This is a genomic window from Blastopirellula marina, from assembly GCF_002967765.1.
Taxonomy (GTDB): Bacteria; Planctomycetota; Planctomycetia; order Pirellulales; family Pirellulaceae; genus Bremerella; species Bremerella marina_A.
Genome location: NZ_PUHY01000014.1, coordinates 329,700 through 348,096 on the forward strand (window position 1 = coordinate 329,700; position 18,397 = coordinate 348,096).

Here is an 18,397-nt window from a genome sequence, read left to right on the forward strand (position 1 = left end):
AACGCTCATGGGGCGTTCAAGTCAATTGATTGGGTGAGGGGAATTCTCACAAATAATCCCTCACCCTCGTTCTCTCCCTTCAAGGGAGAGGCAAGCCAGTGTTGCATTAGTCGTTCGACAGTGTACGCAGATCACGAACGTCTTCCAGTAAGTCTTGATACTTGCGGCGGAAGTCTTGTGATGTCATGAACATATAGCCGTTCAGGCAGATCGAGATCAAGAAGCCAACGGCCAGCAATTGCCACCAATCGGGCGGTTCACGCACGATTTCCGTCTCGGCAGGGGGTGTCTTCGCTGCCTTGTCATCCTCTTCATCGCTATTGGACGAACTGCTGTTTCCTTGCGGGGCCGAAGGAGACGAATTGGGCTGAGTGCCATTGAGGCGAGCTAAGGCTGCGACGTACTCGATCTGGGAATTGCTGAGGTAAGGTGGAGCCTGGTTGTAGCCGACCTGAGCATTTTGGTTGTAGTAGCCCTGGTTGTACGGTGGTTGTTGCTGCTGATACGGAACGTTGTTCACGTAGCCGTTGTTGTAACCACCATTGTTGTAATTGGGCTGCTGCGGCTGGTTACCGTAGTTCGGCGGATTGGGATTCTGAGCGTACTGGCCCTGGTTATTCTGCGGCGGGGGATTCTGATTGGTAGGCTGCTGAGCCGTGTTGCCTGGGTTGTTGTAATTCCAGGTATCGGTCAGCCATGAAGAACTTTGGCCATTGGTACCTTTGTTATTTGGGGTGCCACTATTGTTCGGGGCATTGTTGGACGGCTGCTGGGTATTATTGTTGCCCGAGTAGCTGCTGCCACTGTTCATCAGTGGTGGAGCCATGTTGCTGCTGGGCTGATTGTTCTGGGCATTGCCACCCGTTTGTGCCGTGTTATTGCCGTAGCTGGAATTCCCACCGAGGTCGGTCGAAACCTCATTTCGCCATCCACCCGTCGATGGGTTCGATGGCTCAACGGTGTTGGAGTTCGCAGCGGTGCCGTTTTGATTGAAGCGGAACTGATTGCTTCCGGCGGTCGACGTGCCGTTACCGGTGGTGGCTGGATTCGACGAATTTCCATTGGCTGGGGTGCCAGTCCCGGTTGCCGATTGGGAGTTGCTCCAGGAGGAGGAGAACCGGTTTCCACTGGTCGAGGTATCGCCAGCTGGCGTGCCGGTGCCGCCATTGGTTGTATTACTGAACTGGCTGGTGCTCGAACTGTTTCCCGCGGCCGATGTGCCGGTGCCTGTCGGCGTGCCGCCTGTGGCGGACGTGCCGTTGACCGGCGCGGTCGCGCTCGTCTGGGTGGCTCCGTAGCTGCTGGTACTTCCGGGAGGTGGTGGCACCGAGAAGTTAGACGAAGTACCTCCCCCGTAACGAGCCGCAGCCCCGGGAATTTCGGCATAGCTGGAGGAATTGGTCCCGGTTGCCGCAGGCTTGCTGCCTGTGGCACTGGTTGTCGAGCCAGAGGTCGCTCCGTACGGAAGTTCTCGCGTCGACCGCGGTTGATACTGGGCGACTTCCTCGCCGAGCGACGGTTTCGTATCTGCGATTGCGTCGGGATCGGGCGGCGCGGTTAAGATGGCGCTATTCGCGGGAAGAAGTTTGATCTCCGGATCAAGCTCTTTGACCGGCTTCTGGTAGGACGCCGGGACGACTTTCGAGAGTTCGTCCTTCCCGATCTGCACGCGCAACACTTCGATGCGCTCGCCACCGGGCGGCAGTCCAACCGTAAACGGCTCGCCTGCTTTCAGGGATTCGATCGCTTCCGGTTCGATCTGGACGACATAGGCCAGCTGTCCTTGTTCGGTCACTTGGTAGCCGTGATCGACCCCAAGAACAGCGGATGTAATTAAAAAGCAGGCGGCGTACACAGTCTCATACTCCTCGCACAGCACGTGCATCATGCAACTTGTGCCGCTAATCCTAACTGTTATCGTGGAAACGGGAAAGCGACATTTGCAAGCATTCTTGCCGCAAGCACAGCCGCGAGGAGAATTCCCTATCTCAAGGTCGGTAAAGCACTACGAACGAACGCCTCTTGGGGTTCACATGGGGTTTGCGATAGACTATATCGCCAAGTTATCCACAGCCAAGATTTGTGCCGCCGAGCCCCAAGTTGACTTCCCCCGAAAACCCAGACATCCCAGAATCTCAAGAAGTCCCTCGCGCGAAGCTGTGGAAGAAGCGCGTGATGCTGTTGGTTCAGCTGATTGTCGTTGCTTTGGTGGTTTGGGGGATTTGGCACAATGTCGATAAAGCGATCGATCAAGTTCAGCAACAAAATTTTTCTTTTCAGAAATTACGTTGGCCTTGGATCTTCGCCGCTGGCTTACTTTACCTGCTGGGTTCGTTTCCGATGAGCCTGTTTTGGATTCGCTTGATGCGAGCGATGCATCAGAAGCCCACCACTTACAGCGCGATCCGCGCGTTCTTCATTGGTCATCTCGGGAAGTATGTCCCAGGCAAGGCGCTGGTCGTGGTGCTGCGGACTTCCCTGGTCCAGGGAGAAAATCTCAAACGATCGGTCGTCGCCACGGCGGTCTTCGCGGAAACGTTGACGATGGTTTCGGTCGGGGCAGTCTACGCCGCGATCCTGATTTCCCTGTGGTTTTCTGATCGACAGCTTCTCTTGTGGCTGGCGATCGGAATTGCCTTGGCCGCCAGCTTTGTAACGTTACCGCCGGTGTTTCGCACGATTGTGCTGACGCTGAAGGTCTCGAAGATCAATCCCGAGATCGAACGCAACCTGGCTGGTCTCAACTACCCGGTGATGGCCTGGGGGTGGGGAGCGAATCTGTTTGGCTGGACCCTACTAGGAAGCAGCTTATTTGCCGTGATGGCCAGTATCCCCGACGCCGACTCCCATTTGCCCAGCTTCATGCAGATGTTTCCCCTCTTAGCGGCGACAGTTTGCCTGGCGATGGTCGCTGGTTTTATCACGCCAATCCCTGGCGGGATGGGGATTCGCGAGTTCGTGATCATGGAAATGATGGCCCCCGTCTTCGGTCCGGTGGTGGCTGTCGTCTCGGCTGTGCTATTGCGTATATCGTGGCTTTTGGCGGAATTGGCTCTGGCGATTATCCTATATGGAATTCCCGCCTCCGCTCCCACCACGGACAATACTTCTTCCGAGATCGCGTCGTCGGAAGAGGATCCCGCCCAAAATCCCGCCTAATGAAAATGCTTGGAAGCCCTCGCTCATGAAGCTCTCCCTGGTAATCCCTGTTTATAACGAAGACGAAAGCTTGACCAAGCTGCACGCTGAGATATGCGAAGTGGTCAATGCCAACGGATATGATGTCGAGATCTTGTTCATCGACGACGGATCGAAAGACGATTCGTGGAAGGTGATTGGCAAGCTGGCCGAGAAGGACTCGCGGGTGCGTGGCTTCAAGTTCCGTCGCAACTTCGGTAAAGCGGCCGGTCTGGATGCCGGGTTTCAGGAGGCGAAGGGAGACATCATCATCACGATGGATGCCGACCTGCAGGACGATCCGCAAGAGATCCCTCGTTTTCTCGAGCAGCTCGAGGCGGGCAAAGATGTCATCAGCGGTTGGAAGCAAGTGCGACACGATCCTTGGCACAAGGTCGGTCCTTCCCGCGTTTTCAATTGGATGGTCAGTAAGCTAACCGGCGTCAAGTTGCACGATCATAACTGCGGTATGAAGTGCTACCGGGCGGAAATCTTTGACGAAGTGCGACTTTACGGCGAACTGCATCGATTCGTCCCCGTGCTGGCTGCCGCTCATGGTTGGAAAGTGGGTGAAATCGTCATCAATCATCGTGCTCGCCAGTTCGGCCATTCGAAGTACGGTGTTCGCCGCTTCCTGAAAGGCTTTCTCGACCTGACCACGGTGGCCTTTATCACCGGTTACGGACAGCGGCCGCAACACTTGCTCGGTGGGATCGGGCTGCTGTTCTTCGCTCTCGGTTTTCTGGGATTGTTCGGGCTTTCCAGTTGGTGGGTGCTCGATCGCCTGCTCGGAGCGGAGGAGCCGATTGAATTGCACAAGCGCGCCATCTTCTACTACTCGATCGTTTCGTTACTGCTGGGTACTCAGTTTGTAACCGTCGGCTTGTTGGCCGAGATGATTCGTTCGGCCATGGCGCCGCAAACCAAGACGTATTTCGTCTCGCAGCGCGTGGGAGCCTCCGATGAAGCCAGCTAGAGTTCCACGCAAGAAAGATGCCTGGGCCGAGGCGGACCAGTATCGCTGGGCCATCTATTGGCTTTTGATCGCGGTATGTATTGGCGGCAGTGTTGGCCGAACGTTCGCCGTCACCGGCAATCATGGTCGGCATCCGTTTCTCAGCGCGAACGATCGGAGTCGCTGGGCAACCGTCCGCTCGTTAGTCGATCACAACACGTTCGCCATCGACGAAGTGATCGAGGATCACTATTGGGATTCAATCGACAAGGTCTATCACCTCGGTCCGGATGGGAAGTACCACTACTACAGCAGCAAACCGCCTCTGATGTCGGTCGTGCTCGCCGGGGAGTACTGGGTAATCAAGAACACGATCGGTTTGAAGATCGCCGAGCATCCATTTTATGTCGGTCGAGCCATCATCATCGTGACCAACGGATTGCTTTTGCTAGGGCTTTTATGGCCCACGATCTTGATCGTCGAACGTTACGCCAAGTCCGATTTCGCCCGCGTCGGAATTGTGGCGACTATTTGCTTCGGGACATTTCTGACCACCTATGCCGTGACCATCAACAATCACCTGTTGGCGGCCACCAGCGTGGCGATTGCGCTGTACTGCGGTCTGCGAGTCTGGTGCGACGACCGCAGCGAGGCAAAGTATTTGCTCGGGGCTGGCTTCTTTGCCGCCTGTGCCGCGGTGAACGATCTGCCGGCATTCAGTTTCTTCGCCTTGCTCGGGCTGGCGATGCTGATCAAGAAGCCGGTACCGACCTTGCTGTATGGCATTCCTGGGGCGGCCGTGATCTTGGTAGCCTCGATCGGCTCGAACTACATCGCCCATCAATCGTGGCGGCCTCCCTACGCCCATCGTGGTGACGGTGAAGTCTTGGGAACGGTCGAAAGCAAGCTGCATGGTCCGCTCGATCAGCGAAAACTTCCGCCGGAAGTGCGTGATGTACTCGCCCAGCAAGAGGTCGAGTTGAGCGACGAAGCGCAGATCATCACGCGCGAGACCGGCAACCGCTGGGTGCTGCTCGACAAAGGTATCGATCGCCGTTACGCGATTCAACGAACCGATTCCGCGATTGAAGTGCGGGATTGGGACAACTGGTACGACTACGACACCAGCTACTGGAAGCCAGGGGTCAAGAAGGGTGTCGACGAGGGGGAAACTTCCCGCGCGTGGTATGCGTTTCACGTGATCCTGGGCCATCATGGGATCTTATCGCTAACACCAGTCTGGTTCCTTTCGATCGTGGGGCTGGGCATGTGGCTGGGCGAGAAGGGCGTATTTCGGCAGGTGGCGGCATTTATCGTGCTGCTGACTCTGGTCTGCGTGCTGTTTTATATCTTCCGGCCGCTGAAAGATCGGAATTACGGGGGAATGACTTCTGGATTCCGCTGGGCATTTTGGCTAATCCCGATGTGGTTAACCGCCATGATCCCGGTGCTCGATCGTTGGAAAAGCTGGTGGTGGGGACAACGCGTGTTCGCCCTACTGCTCTTGTTTTCCGCGATCTCGGCGAGCTATTCCGCCTTGAATCCCTGGATTCACCCATGGATCTATAACTATTTAGGGTACCTGGGGTGGCTTTCGTCGTAGCGCCCAGGTGCTGGCAAAACTCCTGTTGCGTCATTTCCCGAAATCCAGACAATATCGGGCAAATTCCCGACCCTGAACCTGACCCGTTCAATTAATCCTTCAGGCGTAACGCAAGGAGGCGTGCTTGATGATGTTCCCGCATTCATCGACCTGGATGACCGCAATCGGTTTCCTATGTCTTAGTATGTTGGCCACCGGTTGTGGCAGTTCTGATTCCGCTAATCCCCCCGCGGCCAGCATTGGCACCGGTGGATCGGACGATGGGGCAGGGGGAACGCACACCGTTTCCACCGACATCGGTCCCGAAGACAACGTCTCTGAATTCGGTGGAGAAGAATTCCCGGAAGTCATTCTGACGACATCCAAGGGAACGATTCGCTTGAAGCTGGACGCCAAGAAGGCTCCGGCCACGGTCGATAACTTTCTGACCAACTACGTTGCTACCGGCCATTACGATGGAACCATCTTTCACTACGTCCAGCCGCAAGGGATGATCCTGGGCGGTTTGTTCGATGGGACGATGACCCCGAAAGCAACCCGCGCTGAAATCCAGAACGAGGCCAACAATGGGCTGAAGAACAAGCGTGGTACGATCGCGATGTCGCGCGACCCGAACTTCATCCACAGTTCGACCTGCCAGTTTTTTATTAACTGCGCGGACAACAGCTCGTTCGACTATATCGGTTCGGACGATTCGTCGAGCTACGGCTATTGCGTGTTCGGCGAGGTTGTCGAGGGCCTGGACGTGGTCGATTCGATTTCGATGACAGAAGTCGACGCGAACGACGGCAAGCCAAAAGAGACGATCGAGATTCTATCGGCCGAGCGCGTTAAGTGAGCTCGGGCTGTTGGTGGTAACACGATCGGGATTGTAGGAACTGCGTAACAATTCCAAGAGATGATCGATCGTGTAATTGCGGCGACGGGGGACCGCTTGTTCAGGGCTGAGAAGCCCATGTTCGGTAAGCAGGTCCTCGGTCACCAAATTATCAAGCGGTGGAAATAGTCGCTCTTGCTCAATCCACTGTTGCTCAAAAGCTTTTCCTTCTCCGGCAAGCTGCATGAAGTGCCGGAGTGACTTGTGCGACGTACACATCGCATCAATGCGTTGGAACAGGTACGTTGGATCTTTCGGAAAGCGTTCCGCCGGTTCGTGGCTGAGCTCGCTGAGCACAAAGCGACTGAAGAATTCTTTGTCGTGGGGAAAGCTCCGCACAATCTGATGGCGGCCCGGGATTTGGATATGCATCCCCCGTAGCTCTTCCAGTAAGTCGTGCACCTGGCTTTGCGTAAGCAGCCGCGGCTTTTGAGGGTTGCCGGTTCGTGCGAAGAATTGACGAATAAGGTCTTCGAGCGTTTCAAATGTGGGCGGTTGAGGCGCAGCGTTTAGTCGCGTGGACAGCCCGAGCACCATCGCCAGGACAACACTTAGTACGACTGCGACTGACCGAAAACGAAACAGACGCATGATTCCCCCAACGCACTTTCGCGCATTTCATGCAAGACAAAGGTATACGAAATCTACGTGCTGCCCACTTCTTATAAGGGTAGCTCACAAACTATCGATTGGCGGTGATTAGTTCAAAATGGGGGTACCGCACAGGTCATGGTCTTCATAAGTCGCGAGATATCAGGCCTTTTGCTTATAGGCCACCTGTTCGGTGGATGTTGTAGAATCTCATTAATTGCATTTAAGATTCCCTAAGTGATGGCATTAAGAAGTTGTGATATACTTTAAGCCCAATTTTTCTGTTGCTTTCTGAGCCTCGTTCTCTATACTGCGAGAACGTTTTCGAGGTTGTCACCCCCAATGACAACCGGCAGGCAATCACGGTAGTAGGAGATACCGTCGTGTGTAAAGTCACGTACTTCGTGCAGTCTTGTCCTACGTGTGGTCGAAAGCTTCAGGTCAAAGTGGAATACTTGGGGTTGGAAGTTTCATGCCAGCATTGTGGCGCAAACTTCATTTCCCAAGATCCCACCAGCCTGCCAGCTCCGATCGCAAACCCGGTGGACGACGCACTGCACAAAGCCGACGCCTTTTTAGGGCGTGGCCTGACAAACACTCAGTTTCCTACCACATTTGGTACCAACTGAGACTTTTCAGAGGCGGAAAGGATTCGGTTTGCAAGCGCAAACCACAAGCAAGGATAAGGCCGCATGACGCGGCCTTTTATCGTTTCTTGGCAGCAAGTTGAATCTAACCTGCTGCCGGTCTGTTTGGCATGGATCGCGTTAGGCTGTGCCACAGATCTTGGCCAGGTCCTCAAAGAAATGAGGATACGTCTTGCTCGTGCAGCTGGGGTTTAAGATCACCACGCCGGGCTGTTTTAAACCGACCAGGGCCAAGCTCATCGCCATCCGGTGATCGTTGTAGGTCTCGATCCGTGCCGGCTGAAGAGTCCCTGGGGTGATGATCATCCCGTCGGGCAATTCTTCAACGGTTGCACCGAGCTTACGTAGTTCGCACGCCAGGTCGCCGATGCGGTCGGTTTCTTTGTGGCGATTGTGGGCGACCCCAGTGATCTTAGTCGGTCCGGTGGCGAATAACGCAACCGCAGCTAATGTTTGAACGGTATCGCTTATTTCGCCCATGTCGATTTCGATCCCTGAGAGCGACTTGCCAGTGACCGTGACCGAATTGGGCGTGTAATCGACTTCGCAGCCCATCTGAGCGAGCGCTTCGCAAAAACCGACGTCCCCTTGTAACGCATCCTTGGAAAGCCCCTCGACGGTTACTTTGCCGCCAGAAACGGCCGCCGCGCCCCAGAAATAACTCGCCGCCGAAGCATCGGGCTCGATCGCATAGGGGCGGGCCTGGTACTTCTGCTGGCCGGGAATCACGAAGCGATGGCAATCGTTTTCTTCCATTGTGGCCCCGAAGTCACGCATGATTTGCGTTGTCATCCGTACGTACGGCTGCGACACCAATTCGCCGTCGACCACTAGTTCCACTTCACCTTGAGCGTACGGGGCAGCCATCAATAGGCCGCTCAGATATTGGCTGCTAATGTTGCCCGCAATCTTCGCTTTGCCCCCTGGTAGCCCCTCGGCATTGACCAGCACCGGTGGGCAGGCATTGTCTTGCTCGGTGCGAATCGCGGCACCAAGCTGTTTGAGGGCTTCGATCAGGTCGCCAATCGGTCGCTCGCGCATGCGGGCAATCCCATCGAGTCGAAACTTGCCCTTCCCCAGGGTTGCCAGCGCCGTGAGAAACCGCATCGAGGTCCCGCTGTTGGCGATAAACATCTCGATGTTCTCGCCGGCGAACCGACCGCCGTTACCTTGCACGGTCAGCGTGTGCTGTGCGGCATTGTGATCGATTTTCACGCCAATGCGGCGGAGGCTATCGATCATGACTTCGGTATCTTCGCTTTCGAGCGCCCCGGTGAGCGTTGAGGTTCCTTCAGCCAGGGCAGCGATGATTAGCGCGCGGTTGGTCAGGCTTTTCGAACCGGGAGGACGAATCGAACCGGTAATCGGCCCACAGGGGGTAATCTCAATCTCAGAAACCACGATGCAACTTCGGCGAACAAGGGGAAACGACGGGGCCCCTCCTTCCAGGCGGAAAGAGGGGAAGGAGCTGAATCCCCTAGTTTACTTCTTCCCGGCGATTTTCCACAGATGGTGTTCCCCCTTCAAATACATCGCGTCGGCGGTCAGGGCAGGGGTGGCTTGGATGTTCTCGCCCATCTCGATCTCTTCGACGATCTTCCCCTTCTTGCCGGAGATATCGACGACAAAGACCGTGCCGTTGAAGTTCGCCGCATAGAGCTTCTCGCCAGCAATTACCGGCGAGGCCCAGAATGGGCCTTTCAGTCGCAAAGGCCACTCGATGTCTCCAGTCGAGGCGTCGGCACAGGTCAGCACGCCCGCTCCGTTGATGATGTAGACCTTTCCGTCGCTTAGGATGGGACTCATCGACGATGGATTGAGCTTGCTGACCTCCCACGTGATCTCTGGCTTCACACGTGGATTTTGCAGATCGAGCATGATCAGCCCGTTCGAGGCGACGTAGGTCTTGCCGTCATTGGAAACCGCCGAGGAGATGGTCGACGCGCCTCCTCCCAGTTCCCACAAGATCTCGCCGCTCTGGGCTTCCACCGCGGTGATCCCGCCACTGCTTTGCAGCAAGACAACGCTTTCCTCGGCCGGGTCGCTCGCACTCAATGCGATGGGCGAGGCCCAGTTCGCTTTTTCTTCACGAGGGAGGAACCAGCGTGTCTGGCCGTTTTCGGCATTGATACCGGCAGCGAACGAATCGCCTTGGTTTTCGATTTGAACGACAACCGTGCCATCGACCACCAGGGGCGAACTCGCCATGCCTACATCGTTGCCTGCTTTCGGATGCTCGTGACCCAGCCCGCGATACCACACCAGGTTGCCATCCAAATCAAGGCAAGCCAAGTCGTTCGAGCCAAAGAAGGCGAACACATGCTTACCGTCGCTCACTGGGCTTGGTGCGGCTGGGGTCGATTGCGAGTGGCAGAATGTTCGACCGGTCGCCCAGAAATTACGTCGCCACAGCAGCTTGCCATCGTCGGTGGAATAACACAGCACGTGCAATTGCTCGGAGTCCGCACCACTGGCGGTCGTACAGATTACCTTGTCTCCCACCACAATCGGGCTGGAAGGACCGCGGCCAGGGAGTTCAACCTCCCAGGCAATGTTGTCACCTTCGGCAGTCCATTTTTCAGGGAGGGTCAACGCGCGATTGGTGCTGGTCGCTTCGCTGCCGCGGAATTGGTTCCAATCGGCCAGTGTGGGAAAGGCCATTAGCGACACGAACATCAAAGTCAGGAGAATACGCATGGGTGATTCCTTACGGCTTGGCTTCGCGGATGGCAGTTCCGAGGTGATCGCAGACACGCAGGTCAAAGTGCCAGACGTTGGTCCACGATTGGGTTTGTTCGTTTTGTACGACCTTCACCAGAATGGTGTTCTCACCTGGCTGCAGTTGCACCTTGGCGATGTATTGATCGAAGTTATCGCCGGCGTGGTACACCTTGTTGGAAGCGACCAACTCGCCGTTAAGCCAAACCTTAGTCGCATTTGGCGAGCCCCAACGCAGTTCGACATCTTGGGCCTTTTCACTCTCCAAGGTGGTGACCGCATAGCCCACCACTTCCTTAACGGGGGAATAGGCTTGATTGAAATCGACATGGCGTTTGCCTTTTTCGACGGTCAACGGTTGCCACTTGGCAGGGCCTTTGATCTCTTCGATTGGCTTGGCCGCGTACTTACCTTCGAGGTCGATCTCGGTCTCCGGCGGGTAGGCGGTATCGAATCCTTTTCCCTTCGCGAAGTCGAATGCGGCGATCACGTGCCAGTCTTTGACAAAGCCAAAATGCTCGGTCGTGTCGACCTCTTCGCCCAGCTCTTTCAAGGCATCCGCGATTTCGCTGGCCTGGGCGGCATTGCGTGTAGCGGTGAGGGCTTGTCGATAGGTGGCGATCGCTTCCTCTTTCTTTTCATCGGCAGCTTCCGACTTGGCTTGTTTCATTAAGCGATCGACAGCCAACAAGCGAAGTTCAAGCGAACTGTCGTTCTCGAAGCTGGGGATTAACTCTTTTGCGGCCGGTTCGTTTTGATTCTTCAGCAGATGAAACGCTACTGTGCGGGCCTTGCTCGATTGGTTGTCGTCTTCGATGAACGTGACCAGTGTTTCGTCGGGGAGAGGCGAACCACTTTCCCGACCGTTCTGGGCAACCGATTCGACGGCACCCCGCAACCAGTTGGCGGCGATCGGCTTCTCATCGTCGAATGAGGCCAAGATCTGAGGAATGGCCTTGGCGTCAAGCTTACTCAACGCTTGTACCGCCTGGACAGCCTCGGGGAATCCGCGTCCGTCCGAACCAATCGCATTGACCGTGGTGGTGAGCTCTTCCACGGTTGCCGCACGCAGCGACGCGGCCGTTGTGGTCAGCACGACCAGGGCCACAAACAAGGTAGATCGTATCTTCATCGTTCAACTTCTTCGGGGGGAGCGTTCTGAACCTTGGGCCCGATTGTAAACGATGGAATAGGGGAGCAGAACGCTCCGGCTAAATATTTACCATTCCTTTTTAACTCGCGAACAGAGCGAGCTTTAGAACAGAATGGTCTCTGAGATGAACACGCCATCGCGGCGGAGCGCCGCATTTTCCGAGAAGTTGACCAGGCCTAAGACCTCGAAGAATGTCCGTTTGCCCGTCTTGCGCTGGTACCTTAAGCCTAATCCGTAGATGGCGTCGCCGTTAAGCGATTGGAAGGCAAACTCGGGCGCGATCGATTCGTCCTCGTGATGACGGAAGAACTGCATACCGAGCGAAACACCGTAGTTTTCGCCCAGTGTCATACCGGTCGAGATCCCGACGAGTGGATTGACATCGAACGCGGCACGCAAGCGATTGAACCCGCCACCCGCTGCCGAGTTCCACCCTTCTGTGGCGTAGAACAGATTGCAGTAGCCAACCCCCATCTCGATACCTAGTGGGTGGGTTGGAAAGACCTGCGTGTAGTTGGTTTCTAGGACGTACAACTCGCCTCCGCCGCTGCCGGCGTTGTCACCAAATTTGAACAAGGCTCGGCCGGTACAGGTCAGCTGGCCGTAGAGTGCTGTCCGCGCGATCGCGTAGAAATGTTGATTGCGACCTGGCGCGTCAGGCGTTTCGATGAACAGGTACGAGGTTTCGTAGAACACCCGCTGGTAGTCGAGGAACCCACTAATGCCATACATTCTCGAGTTGGCGTCGGCCACGTTATCGACGTCGCTTGGGGCGTAGATGCCTTGCACGTTCAGATTGCTCGTATTGCCGACGAAGATCGTATTCTTGCTCAGGGCGAGGCCGAGCACTTCGTCGTTCATCAGCAGTTGGTTTTGCAACAAGAACGGAAACTTACCAACGGCCAGGTTGATATCGCGAACCGCAAATGGATCGGCGTAGCCTGAGAAGATGCTGTGCAGTTCCCCTTCAAACCAAAAGCGTTGCGGTGCACCGGTGCTGTTGTCGATGTAGCCGGCCGGGTCGTTAAAGCGATAGTAGGAACCGCCTGTCGATCCCTCGCCCAGCGGTCGGAATTGAACGTGGAAGCGTTCGGTCCCGGTCAAACGCAAATCAAGATCAACGATCAGCTGGTGACCAAGCCCGTCACTGCGTGTTTGATTCTGCTTGTACGCAATCGCACTGGCCTGATACGAACCGTACGCGACAAACCGAGGATCCCAGTTATAAGCTCCAGGGCCGAACCAATGCAGCAGCGGATGCGACTTGACCGGCTCTTCCCCGAGGAAGGTGGAAAAGAGAGTGAACGGTTCCGGCTCGACGTAATCTTCCGGCAGACGCAGCAGTTCGTACCCGGTGTGTTGTTCTTCGCCAGGCCAGCCGAGATGATCCCCTTCCGGGCAGTATAAGTACGACCCGCCATGCTGCCACAGTTCTTGATCAAGGGGTGGTAACGGCTCGTTGTCCCAAGGTTTCTCTTCTTTCTTGAGCGGGACGTTGGCCAGGATCATGTCCGCTGACGCATCATCCGTCTTGGGCAAACGTGGAAGCTTTCGTCGCATGACTTCCGGTTTAGGGGCCGGCAGTCGATAAAGCTCGGGATCGGTTTGGGTAGGCGTGGGCTGGTTGGTTTGCTGCGGCAGAGGAGGGGGCGCGAAGATGTTCTCCTCGGCTTGAGCCGACGAGGCATACAGCCACGCCACGCAGCACGATTGACCGAGCCGGCGAAGGAAGGTTCGAATGTCGCACGTTATCATGGGGCGACCTCGATCGTTCCACACCACTCTTGAAGAACGACCACCTGCAATAGGTGTTTGAGGTGAGGTGCTCCGATATGGTCCATCAGCGTCGGTGGTAAATGACGGAAGTTAAGACGGACCTCGACATGATAAGTGCCAGGTGTGTTGGGCAAATGAACCGGATAGGTTTGACTTTGTTGGGAGAGTGGTGCGAGGCTGCCCTTGGCAAGCCGAAACGTTGGAGGACGTCCGTATGATTGCGAGATTCCGTTGGCTGGTCGCAAGATGTTGATCGGCATCAAGTGACGATTCACCGACAAGATCACCGAGCGTTCCGTCCCTTCGGACGTTAACGCAATGAACTTATTCTGGAAGTTGAGTAGATAGCGATCGCGTTGAATCTTGTTCGACATTACCGCATAACTGTGTTCGTCCCGCAGGTCGCCGTTGCTGTCCAAGTCGCCTGAGGCGAAGATAATGTGGCCATTGCAGTCGCGAACGATTGTTGAGACCCACGCCTGGCGTTCCGCGGTGAAGCCTGTGGGGAAGCTGTGCCCTGACAACTTGCTGCGGACCGTGACATCGATATTGACCTTCTGGCCTGGTCGGGCAGTAGGTGGTGCGGTGACGTGCACCTCGGCCGCTTGCGAGAGAACTTCCAGACGCTTCTCGTCCGCGATCTTCAAGCTGTAGCGATTCTTCTTGCGTAGCTCGGTGAGTGTCTCTTGCTCGTATTTGCTGAGCGAATTCCAATCGCGATAGTCTTTCTCGTACATCCAATCGAGCTTCTCGGGAAACTCGGTATCAGGCAGCATCGAGTAATCGGGGCCCGCGAACGTGTGGTTGGTGAGATGACGCAAAGGGATCTTCTCTTCCGGAACACCGGGAACGATCGCCGCGCGACCCAGCGGTCGATCGCATTCCTGAAACGGAAGTCCTTGGACCGGGCCCATGTGACACATCTGGCACGTGATCCCTTCCTTGGCGGCTGGGCTGTTTTGCCATTCGCTGAACGCCTCTTCCAGGCGAACACCTTGTGGGTTGATCACGTCGTGACATTCGCCGCAGAATTGCGAGGACTTAATGTATGGGAGTTCGGCCGAGTTGTGCGCGCCGATTTCCGGTCCACCAACTCCGTTGTCGAACGGGCCGTACATACAAACGTCTTCCAACTTGCCCGGCTCAACTGGAAGACGCCCGCTGTTCTTGTAATGCTTCGTACTGCGACGGTGGCAAGCGACACAGGTTACTCCTTCCATCGAAATACGCGATCGATGGACGTTGCGAAGGTTCCCGTTTTCACCGAGTGCGGTCCCAACCGGCGTGTGACATCGAGTGCAGAAGGTACCTTGCGTACCGCTGGTTCGTTCCATTAAGGTCAGATTGAACGCTTCGAACGCCGGGCTGTGCTGAGCGTACGCATGCATCGAACGGGACCACTCTTCGTACTGATTGGGGTGGCACGCTTGGCATTGCTTGGCCGAAGGAAATTCCATCTCCGTCAGCGGTGTGATGTTGCAGTGATCGGGCAGACAGTATTCGAGTGCCCCGTTGGCTATCCAGCGTTTCAGCGATTCTTGCTGACCCGGCGTTAACCACTGCATTTTGTCGGTCGGCATCTCCGGAGTGCGGGGAATGCCAGAGCCAACTGCGGCGTGCTCGTCCCATTCAACGTATAAGAACAGCGCCGAGTCTTCCGGGCTGCCAGGCACCACCAAGCGATCTTCGCCAATCTTGCCATTGATCAGCGCATCGTAACTGGTGAGATCAACCCGATCGGTCCCTGGACGGTGACAGCCGACGCACTTCTGCGTCATCATCATGTAAACGTCAGGCCAATCCTGGTCGTAGGGGTGAGGCTGCGAGATCGTGTGAGGAACGGCTTCGACCTGAGAGGGAGAGACACCAACAAGCCATAACGCCCCGACCAAGCCTAGACCGATGGTCAAGACCGCCAATTGGGAGGTCAATTTCTTCGCTGCTGGCATTCGGGGCTTCCTTCCCGCGCTTAAACTCTCTGATACCGATCCATGTCCAGAGATGAGATGCAGATTGGGGACGCATCCTAATGAAAGGAGTTATCGTCCAGCAATACGAAAGGAGTTAGCTTCCTACCGATTGAGCGGATGTTGCGAATAATCGGAAGTGTCGCATTGCGCGTTTTAAACTACCAAGCCCGAATAGTTCCACGGAATAGAAGGCAAATAGTTCGTGGGAGGGGTCAGGAGTTGCCCGAAAGCTGCTGAACTGCTTCGATCAACGCTTGATCGTTCGCTTTGGTCGCCGATTGCTGAGCAACCCGCTGCATGGCATCGGCAAAGTTGTCTTCACCGGCTGCCCGCAACACGGGGATCTGTGAGATCGCGTGGCGGGTAATCGCAGCATGCACGCTCGCGGCGTCGGTGGAACTGCCTGCTAGCTGCATTGCTTTGTAGTGCCATTCGCCAGCACTGATCGCAAAGCGGGCCGACCAATCTTGGATGATCGTACTGCAAAGGTCGAAGTCGGCGCCGCGAGCGCCTTCGGCCAACGCCAGGCGAAATGCCACGAACTGGCCTGGCGAACCATCAGGCTGCGATTTGGCGGCTTCCAGCAGTTGCTTGGCGATATCGACATGGTCCGAAGCTTCTTTGGCGGAAGCGATACGGGCGTTCCACTTCTTGGCCAAAGCATCCCCTGGGGCAGCAAGGGCCGTATCGCTGGGGATCGCAACGGGCTGATTCGTCGCTGGCTTCATGTCGAGTGGTGCGGTCATTCCCGCGACCAGTTGGGTGATGTCTTCCTGCGGCAGAAAGCCGGTCGCCCACTCTTCTTTCGCACGGTCGACGCCTCCTTCCGGAGTGACCAGAAGGAAGGCACCGATGATCTTCTTGGTTTCGACATTCGCTGGCAGCTCCTCTTCGGCGAGGAACTTCGCCAAACCAGGCGGCATGTCGGCCAGCGTGTAACGTTTGTTCTCCCCGGCCATACGCAGGACCAACCGATTGGCATCCGACTCGACGACGCGCGTCAATGTGCCGTTCACGTCGAGGTCTTCATCGGCGGGCAATTTGGTTAGCCGCTTCGAGACGGCGTCCCAGAACTTGGTGTTCAGATCGACCACTTGCTGCAAACCTGTCAGCTTCGCCTGGTTCTCAGGGGTGAGGGAGGTTGCATCGATTGAACTCAAAGCCTGCTGGGCGGCGGAAGGATTACGATCGACCAACTGTTTGCGGGCCACTTCGACGATTTTGGCGACTTGCGCGGCCGATGTTTCACCACCATTCGCTGGTGCCATATCGGGTGTCGTATCGCTTGACATCTCGTCCGCGCCGTCCGCAGGCATACCCGATGGGGCAGCGGCGACCATCTCGCTGGCCACATATTTCTTTTTGTCCGCTTCCAGGGCCGCCAACGCACCCCCGTCGGCGCCTGCTTTCATCCACAGATCACGGACGTATTCCGCTTCTGCTTTAGGAGACAGCAGCAAGTAAGAGGCTTCGATGCGCTGCTTGGCGGCATCGTCCCCTTTCAAACGGCTGATTGCCAAAGCCCGCTGAAAACCTTCGGGAAGATTGTCGCGCTCGAATGCCTTGTTCTGATTGGCGAAGCGGACGACGATGCGGTTGTCATCGACGACTGTGACCGTGAACTTGGTCGTTCCTACAGTCAATTCCTCCTCTTCGGCGAGTGTTTCAATCCCTTCGTTCAGCGCCTTGTTGAACGCCATCAAGTCTTGGACGAACTGGTCGACTTGCTCGAAGTGGGCCTTTCCCTCGTTGGTTTTGGGCAGCTCGCGGACGTTGTTCAGCGCGATCGAGGCCTTGGCGAAGTCGCGAGCACCGATCCCGGTCCACGCGGTCATGAACGCGGTTTGCAGTTCCGCCTGCTGTTCGGGGGTGGCGGTTGGTTCGGGCGGCTTGTTCATCATGGAAGGCATTTCGTCCATGCCAGCCATGGTTTCGTCTGGGTTGCCAAGGCCCGGGATCGAATTGGCCAACTCGGCCGATGTGGGACGTTTGCCTTGAGGAATGTTGGGTCCGGTTGGCTTTTCTGTTTCGGTCTCGTCCGGTTCTTCGGCGGGTGTTGCTGGCTCCGCCGGTGCGGGATCTTTCGCTTGCGGGACAGGCTGCGGATCTTGATTTTGCTGGGCGACATCCTCAGCGGGCTTCATGAAAAAATAATAGTAGCCACCGCCACCCAAGGCGGTGATCAGGACCAGGGCAAAGCCAGCGTAGGTGGTAAACGCCGAGTTGCGGGCCCGACGCTTGGCCGTGGATGCGGCAGATTGCTTCTTCGATTGAATTAGCGGTTCGCTTGACGAATCGGACGAAGCAACTGGGCTGGTTGGGGCAGCGCTTGGTGTTGCAACCGGCGTTACCGGCTGGGAAACAGGCTGAGCAGCGGCGACCGGTTGCGCGGTTGCCGCCGCGGTTTGACCACTGTAGTAGGCTTGCAGCTGTTGGTCGTAGGCTTGCTTTTGAGCCGGATCGAGCAAACAGTTCTGTGCGAGCTGGATTTCGGAGACGAGTGCTTGTCGGGCAGGCTCGTCCGAAGGAGCCATCGGAATGGAAGCCCGGGCCATCGCGTTTTGCGCAGCGACCATAATCTTGCCGCCGTCCGCTTCATACAGCGGCAGACCAAGCAAGGTATAACAATCGGGCCGGCTCGATACGTTGAGACCCAACCAAGTTTGATAAGGGTTGGTGTTTCCAGTCATTCCTCGACACTCGCAATAGACAACGTTATCTCAAAGGTAGTCGCCACCGGAGACTTGTGCTCGACCAATCAATCGAGGTCTCCTGAAGGTTACGACGAGGAGACAACCGATTTTGTTTCGCAAAACGGATACGGCGGTCATCCTGGGGGGGACTGCGTCGCCAGAGTGGTGTGCAACTCCCCATTGTACTGTCGTTTGGGGAAATCGAAACAGCAAACTCCGATGTTGACGCGACCCATT

General features: G+C 56.2%; 12 protein-coding genes. 4 read left to right on the forward strand and 8 right to left on the reverse strand.

What is annotated here, in order from left to right:
• Nucleotides 1–106: 106 nt before the first annotated feature.
• Nucleotides 107–1,855: a hypothetical protein gene (locus C5Y83_RS24065; RefSeq protein WP_105332348.1), complete on the reverse strand. Its 1,749-nt coding sequence runs from the start codon at nt 1,853–1,855 to the stop codon at nt 107–109.
• A 245-nt stretch (nt 1,856–2,100) separates the two neighbouring features.
• On the opposite strand from C5Y83_RS24065, the gene C5Y83_RS24070 reads away from it, so the two are divergent.
• The 4 genes from C5Y83_RS24070 to C5Y83_RS24085 all read left to right on the forward strand — a co-directional run bounded on the left by C5Y83_RS24070 (nt 2,101) and on the right by C5Y83_RS24085 (nt 6,573).
• Complete coding sequence (locus C5Y83_RS24070) at nt 2,101–3,159, forward strand: YbhN family protein (protein ID WP_146117908.1); 1,059 nt, start codon at nt 2,101–2,103, stop codon at nt 3,157–3,159.
• Nucleotides 3,160–3,184: 25 nt separating this feature from the next.
• Nucleotides 3,185–4,153, forward strand: a complete 969-nt coding sequence (locus tag C5Y83_RS24075; protein ID WP_105332350.1) for a glycosyltransferase family 2 protein — start codon at nt 3,185–3,187, stop codon at nt 4,151–4,153.
• Nucleotides 4,140–5,735: a hypothetical protein gene (locus tag C5Y83_RS24080; RefSeq protein WP_105332351.1), complete on the forward strand. Its 1,596-nt coding sequence runs from the start codon at nt 4,140–4,142 to the stop codon at nt 5,733–5,735. The genes C5Y83_RS24075 and C5Y83_RS24080 overlap by 14 nt, the downstream gene beginning before the upstream one ends.
• Nucleotides 5,736–5,862: 127 nt before the next feature.
• A complete protein-coding gene (locus C5Y83_RS24085; RefSeq protein ID WP_199195121.1) occupies nt 5,863–6,573 on the forward strand; it encodes a peptidylprolyl isomerase in 711 nt (236 codons plus the stop codon).
• Here C5Y83_RS24085 and C5Y83_RS24090 read toward each other — a convergent pair.
• From C5Y83_RS24090 to C5Y83_RS24125, 7 genes are all read right to left on the reverse strand, one after another.
• Nucleotides 6,550–7,203, reverse strand: coding sequence for a hypothetical protein (locus C5Y83_RS24090; protein WP_105332352.1), 654 nt, complete (start codon nt 7,201–7,203; stop codon nt 6,550–6,552). The two genes, C5Y83_RS24085 and C5Y83_RS24090, sit on opposite strands and share 24 nt — an antisense overlap.
• Before the next feature lie 767 nt (nt 7,204–7,970).
• Nucleotides 7,971–9,251, reverse strand: a complete 1,281-nt coding sequence (aroA, locus tag C5Y83_RS24100) for a 3-phosphoshikimate 1-carboxyvinyltransferase (protein WP_105332354.1) — start codon at nt 9,249–9,251, stop codon at nt 7,971–7,973.
• An 81-nt stretch (nt 9,252–9,332) separates the two neighbouring features.
• The gene (locus C5Y83_RS24105) at nt 9,333–10,547 is read right to left on the reverse strand and encodes a PQQ-binding-like beta-propeller repeat protein (RefSeq protein WP_105332355.1); all 1,215 of its coding nucleotides are present in this window, start codon (nt 10,545–10,547) and stop codon (nt 9,333–9,335) included.
• 10 nt (nt 10,548–10,557) lie between these two features.
• The gene (locus C5Y83_RS24110) at nt 10,558–11,700 is read right to left on the reverse strand and encodes a hypothetical protein (protein ID WP_105332356.1); all 1,143 of its coding nucleotides are present in this window, start codon (nt 11,698–11,700) and stop codon (nt 10,558–10,560) included.
• A gap of 123 nt (nt 11,701–11,823) precedes the next feature.
• A complete protein-coding gene (locus C5Y83_RS24115) occupies nt 11,824–13,476 on the reverse strand; it encodes a hypothetical protein (protein WP_105332357.1) in 1,653 nt (550 codons plus the stop codon).
• The gene (locus tag C5Y83_RS24120) at nt 13,473–15,446 is read right to left on the reverse strand and encodes a multiheme c-type cytochrome (protein WP_105332358.1); all 1,974 of its coding nucleotides are present in this window, start codon (nt 15,444–15,446) and stop codon (nt 13,473–13,475) included. Before C5Y83_RS24120 ends, C5Y83_RS24115 begins: the two co-directional genes overlap by 4 nt.
• Nucleotides 15,447–15,679: 233 nt before the next feature.
• Entirely contained in the window at nt 15,680–18,157 is a 2,478-nt protein-coding gene (locus tag C5Y83_RS24125) for a hypothetical protein (protein ID WP_105332359.1), read from the reverse strand.
• Nucleotides 18,158–18,397 lie beyond the last annotated feature (240 nt).

What these genes read in the sequence shown, in the direction of transcription:
- C5Y83_RS24085 (WP_199195121.1), top strand. Translation starts at nt 5,863, where the DNA reads ATGATGTTCCCGCATTCATCGACCTGGATGACCGCAATCGGTTTCCTA.
- C5Y83_RS24105 (WP_105332355.1), bottom strand. Translation starts at nt 10,547, where the DNA reads ATGCGTATTCTCCTGACTTTGATGTTCGTGTCGCTAATGGCCTTTCCC.
- C5Y83_RS24125 (WP_105332359.1), bottom strand. Translation starts at nt 18,157, where the DNA reads ATGACTGGAAACACCAACCCTTATCAAACTTGGTTGGGTCTCAACGTA.
- C5Y83_RS24080 (WP_105332351.1), top strand. Translation starts at nt 4,140, where the DNA reads ATGAAGCCAGCTAGAGTTCCACGCAAGAAAGATGCCTGGGCCGAGGCG.
- C5Y83_RS24115 (WP_105332357.1), bottom strand. Translation starts at nt 13,476, where the DNA reads ATGATAACGTGCGACATTCGAACCTTCCTTCGCCGGCTCGGTCAATCG.
- C5Y83_RS24110 (WP_105332356.1), bottom strand. Translation starts at nt 11,700, where the DNA reads ATGAAGATACGATCTACCTTGTTTGTGGCCCTGGTCGTGCTGACCACA.
- C5Y83_RS24075 (WP_105332350.1), top strand. Translation starts at nt 3,185, where the DNA reads ATGAAGCTCTCCCTGGTAATCCCTGTTTATAACGAAGACGAAAGCTTG.
- C5Y83_RS24090 (WP_105332352.1), bottom strand. Translation starts at nt 7,203, where the DNA reads ATGCGTCTGTTTCGTTTTCGGTCAGTCGCAGTCGTACTAAGTGTTGTC.
- C5Y83_RS24120 (WP_105332358.1), bottom strand. Translation starts at nt 15,446, where the DNA reads ATGCCAGCAGCGAAGAAATTGACCTCCCAATTGGCGGTCTTGACCATC.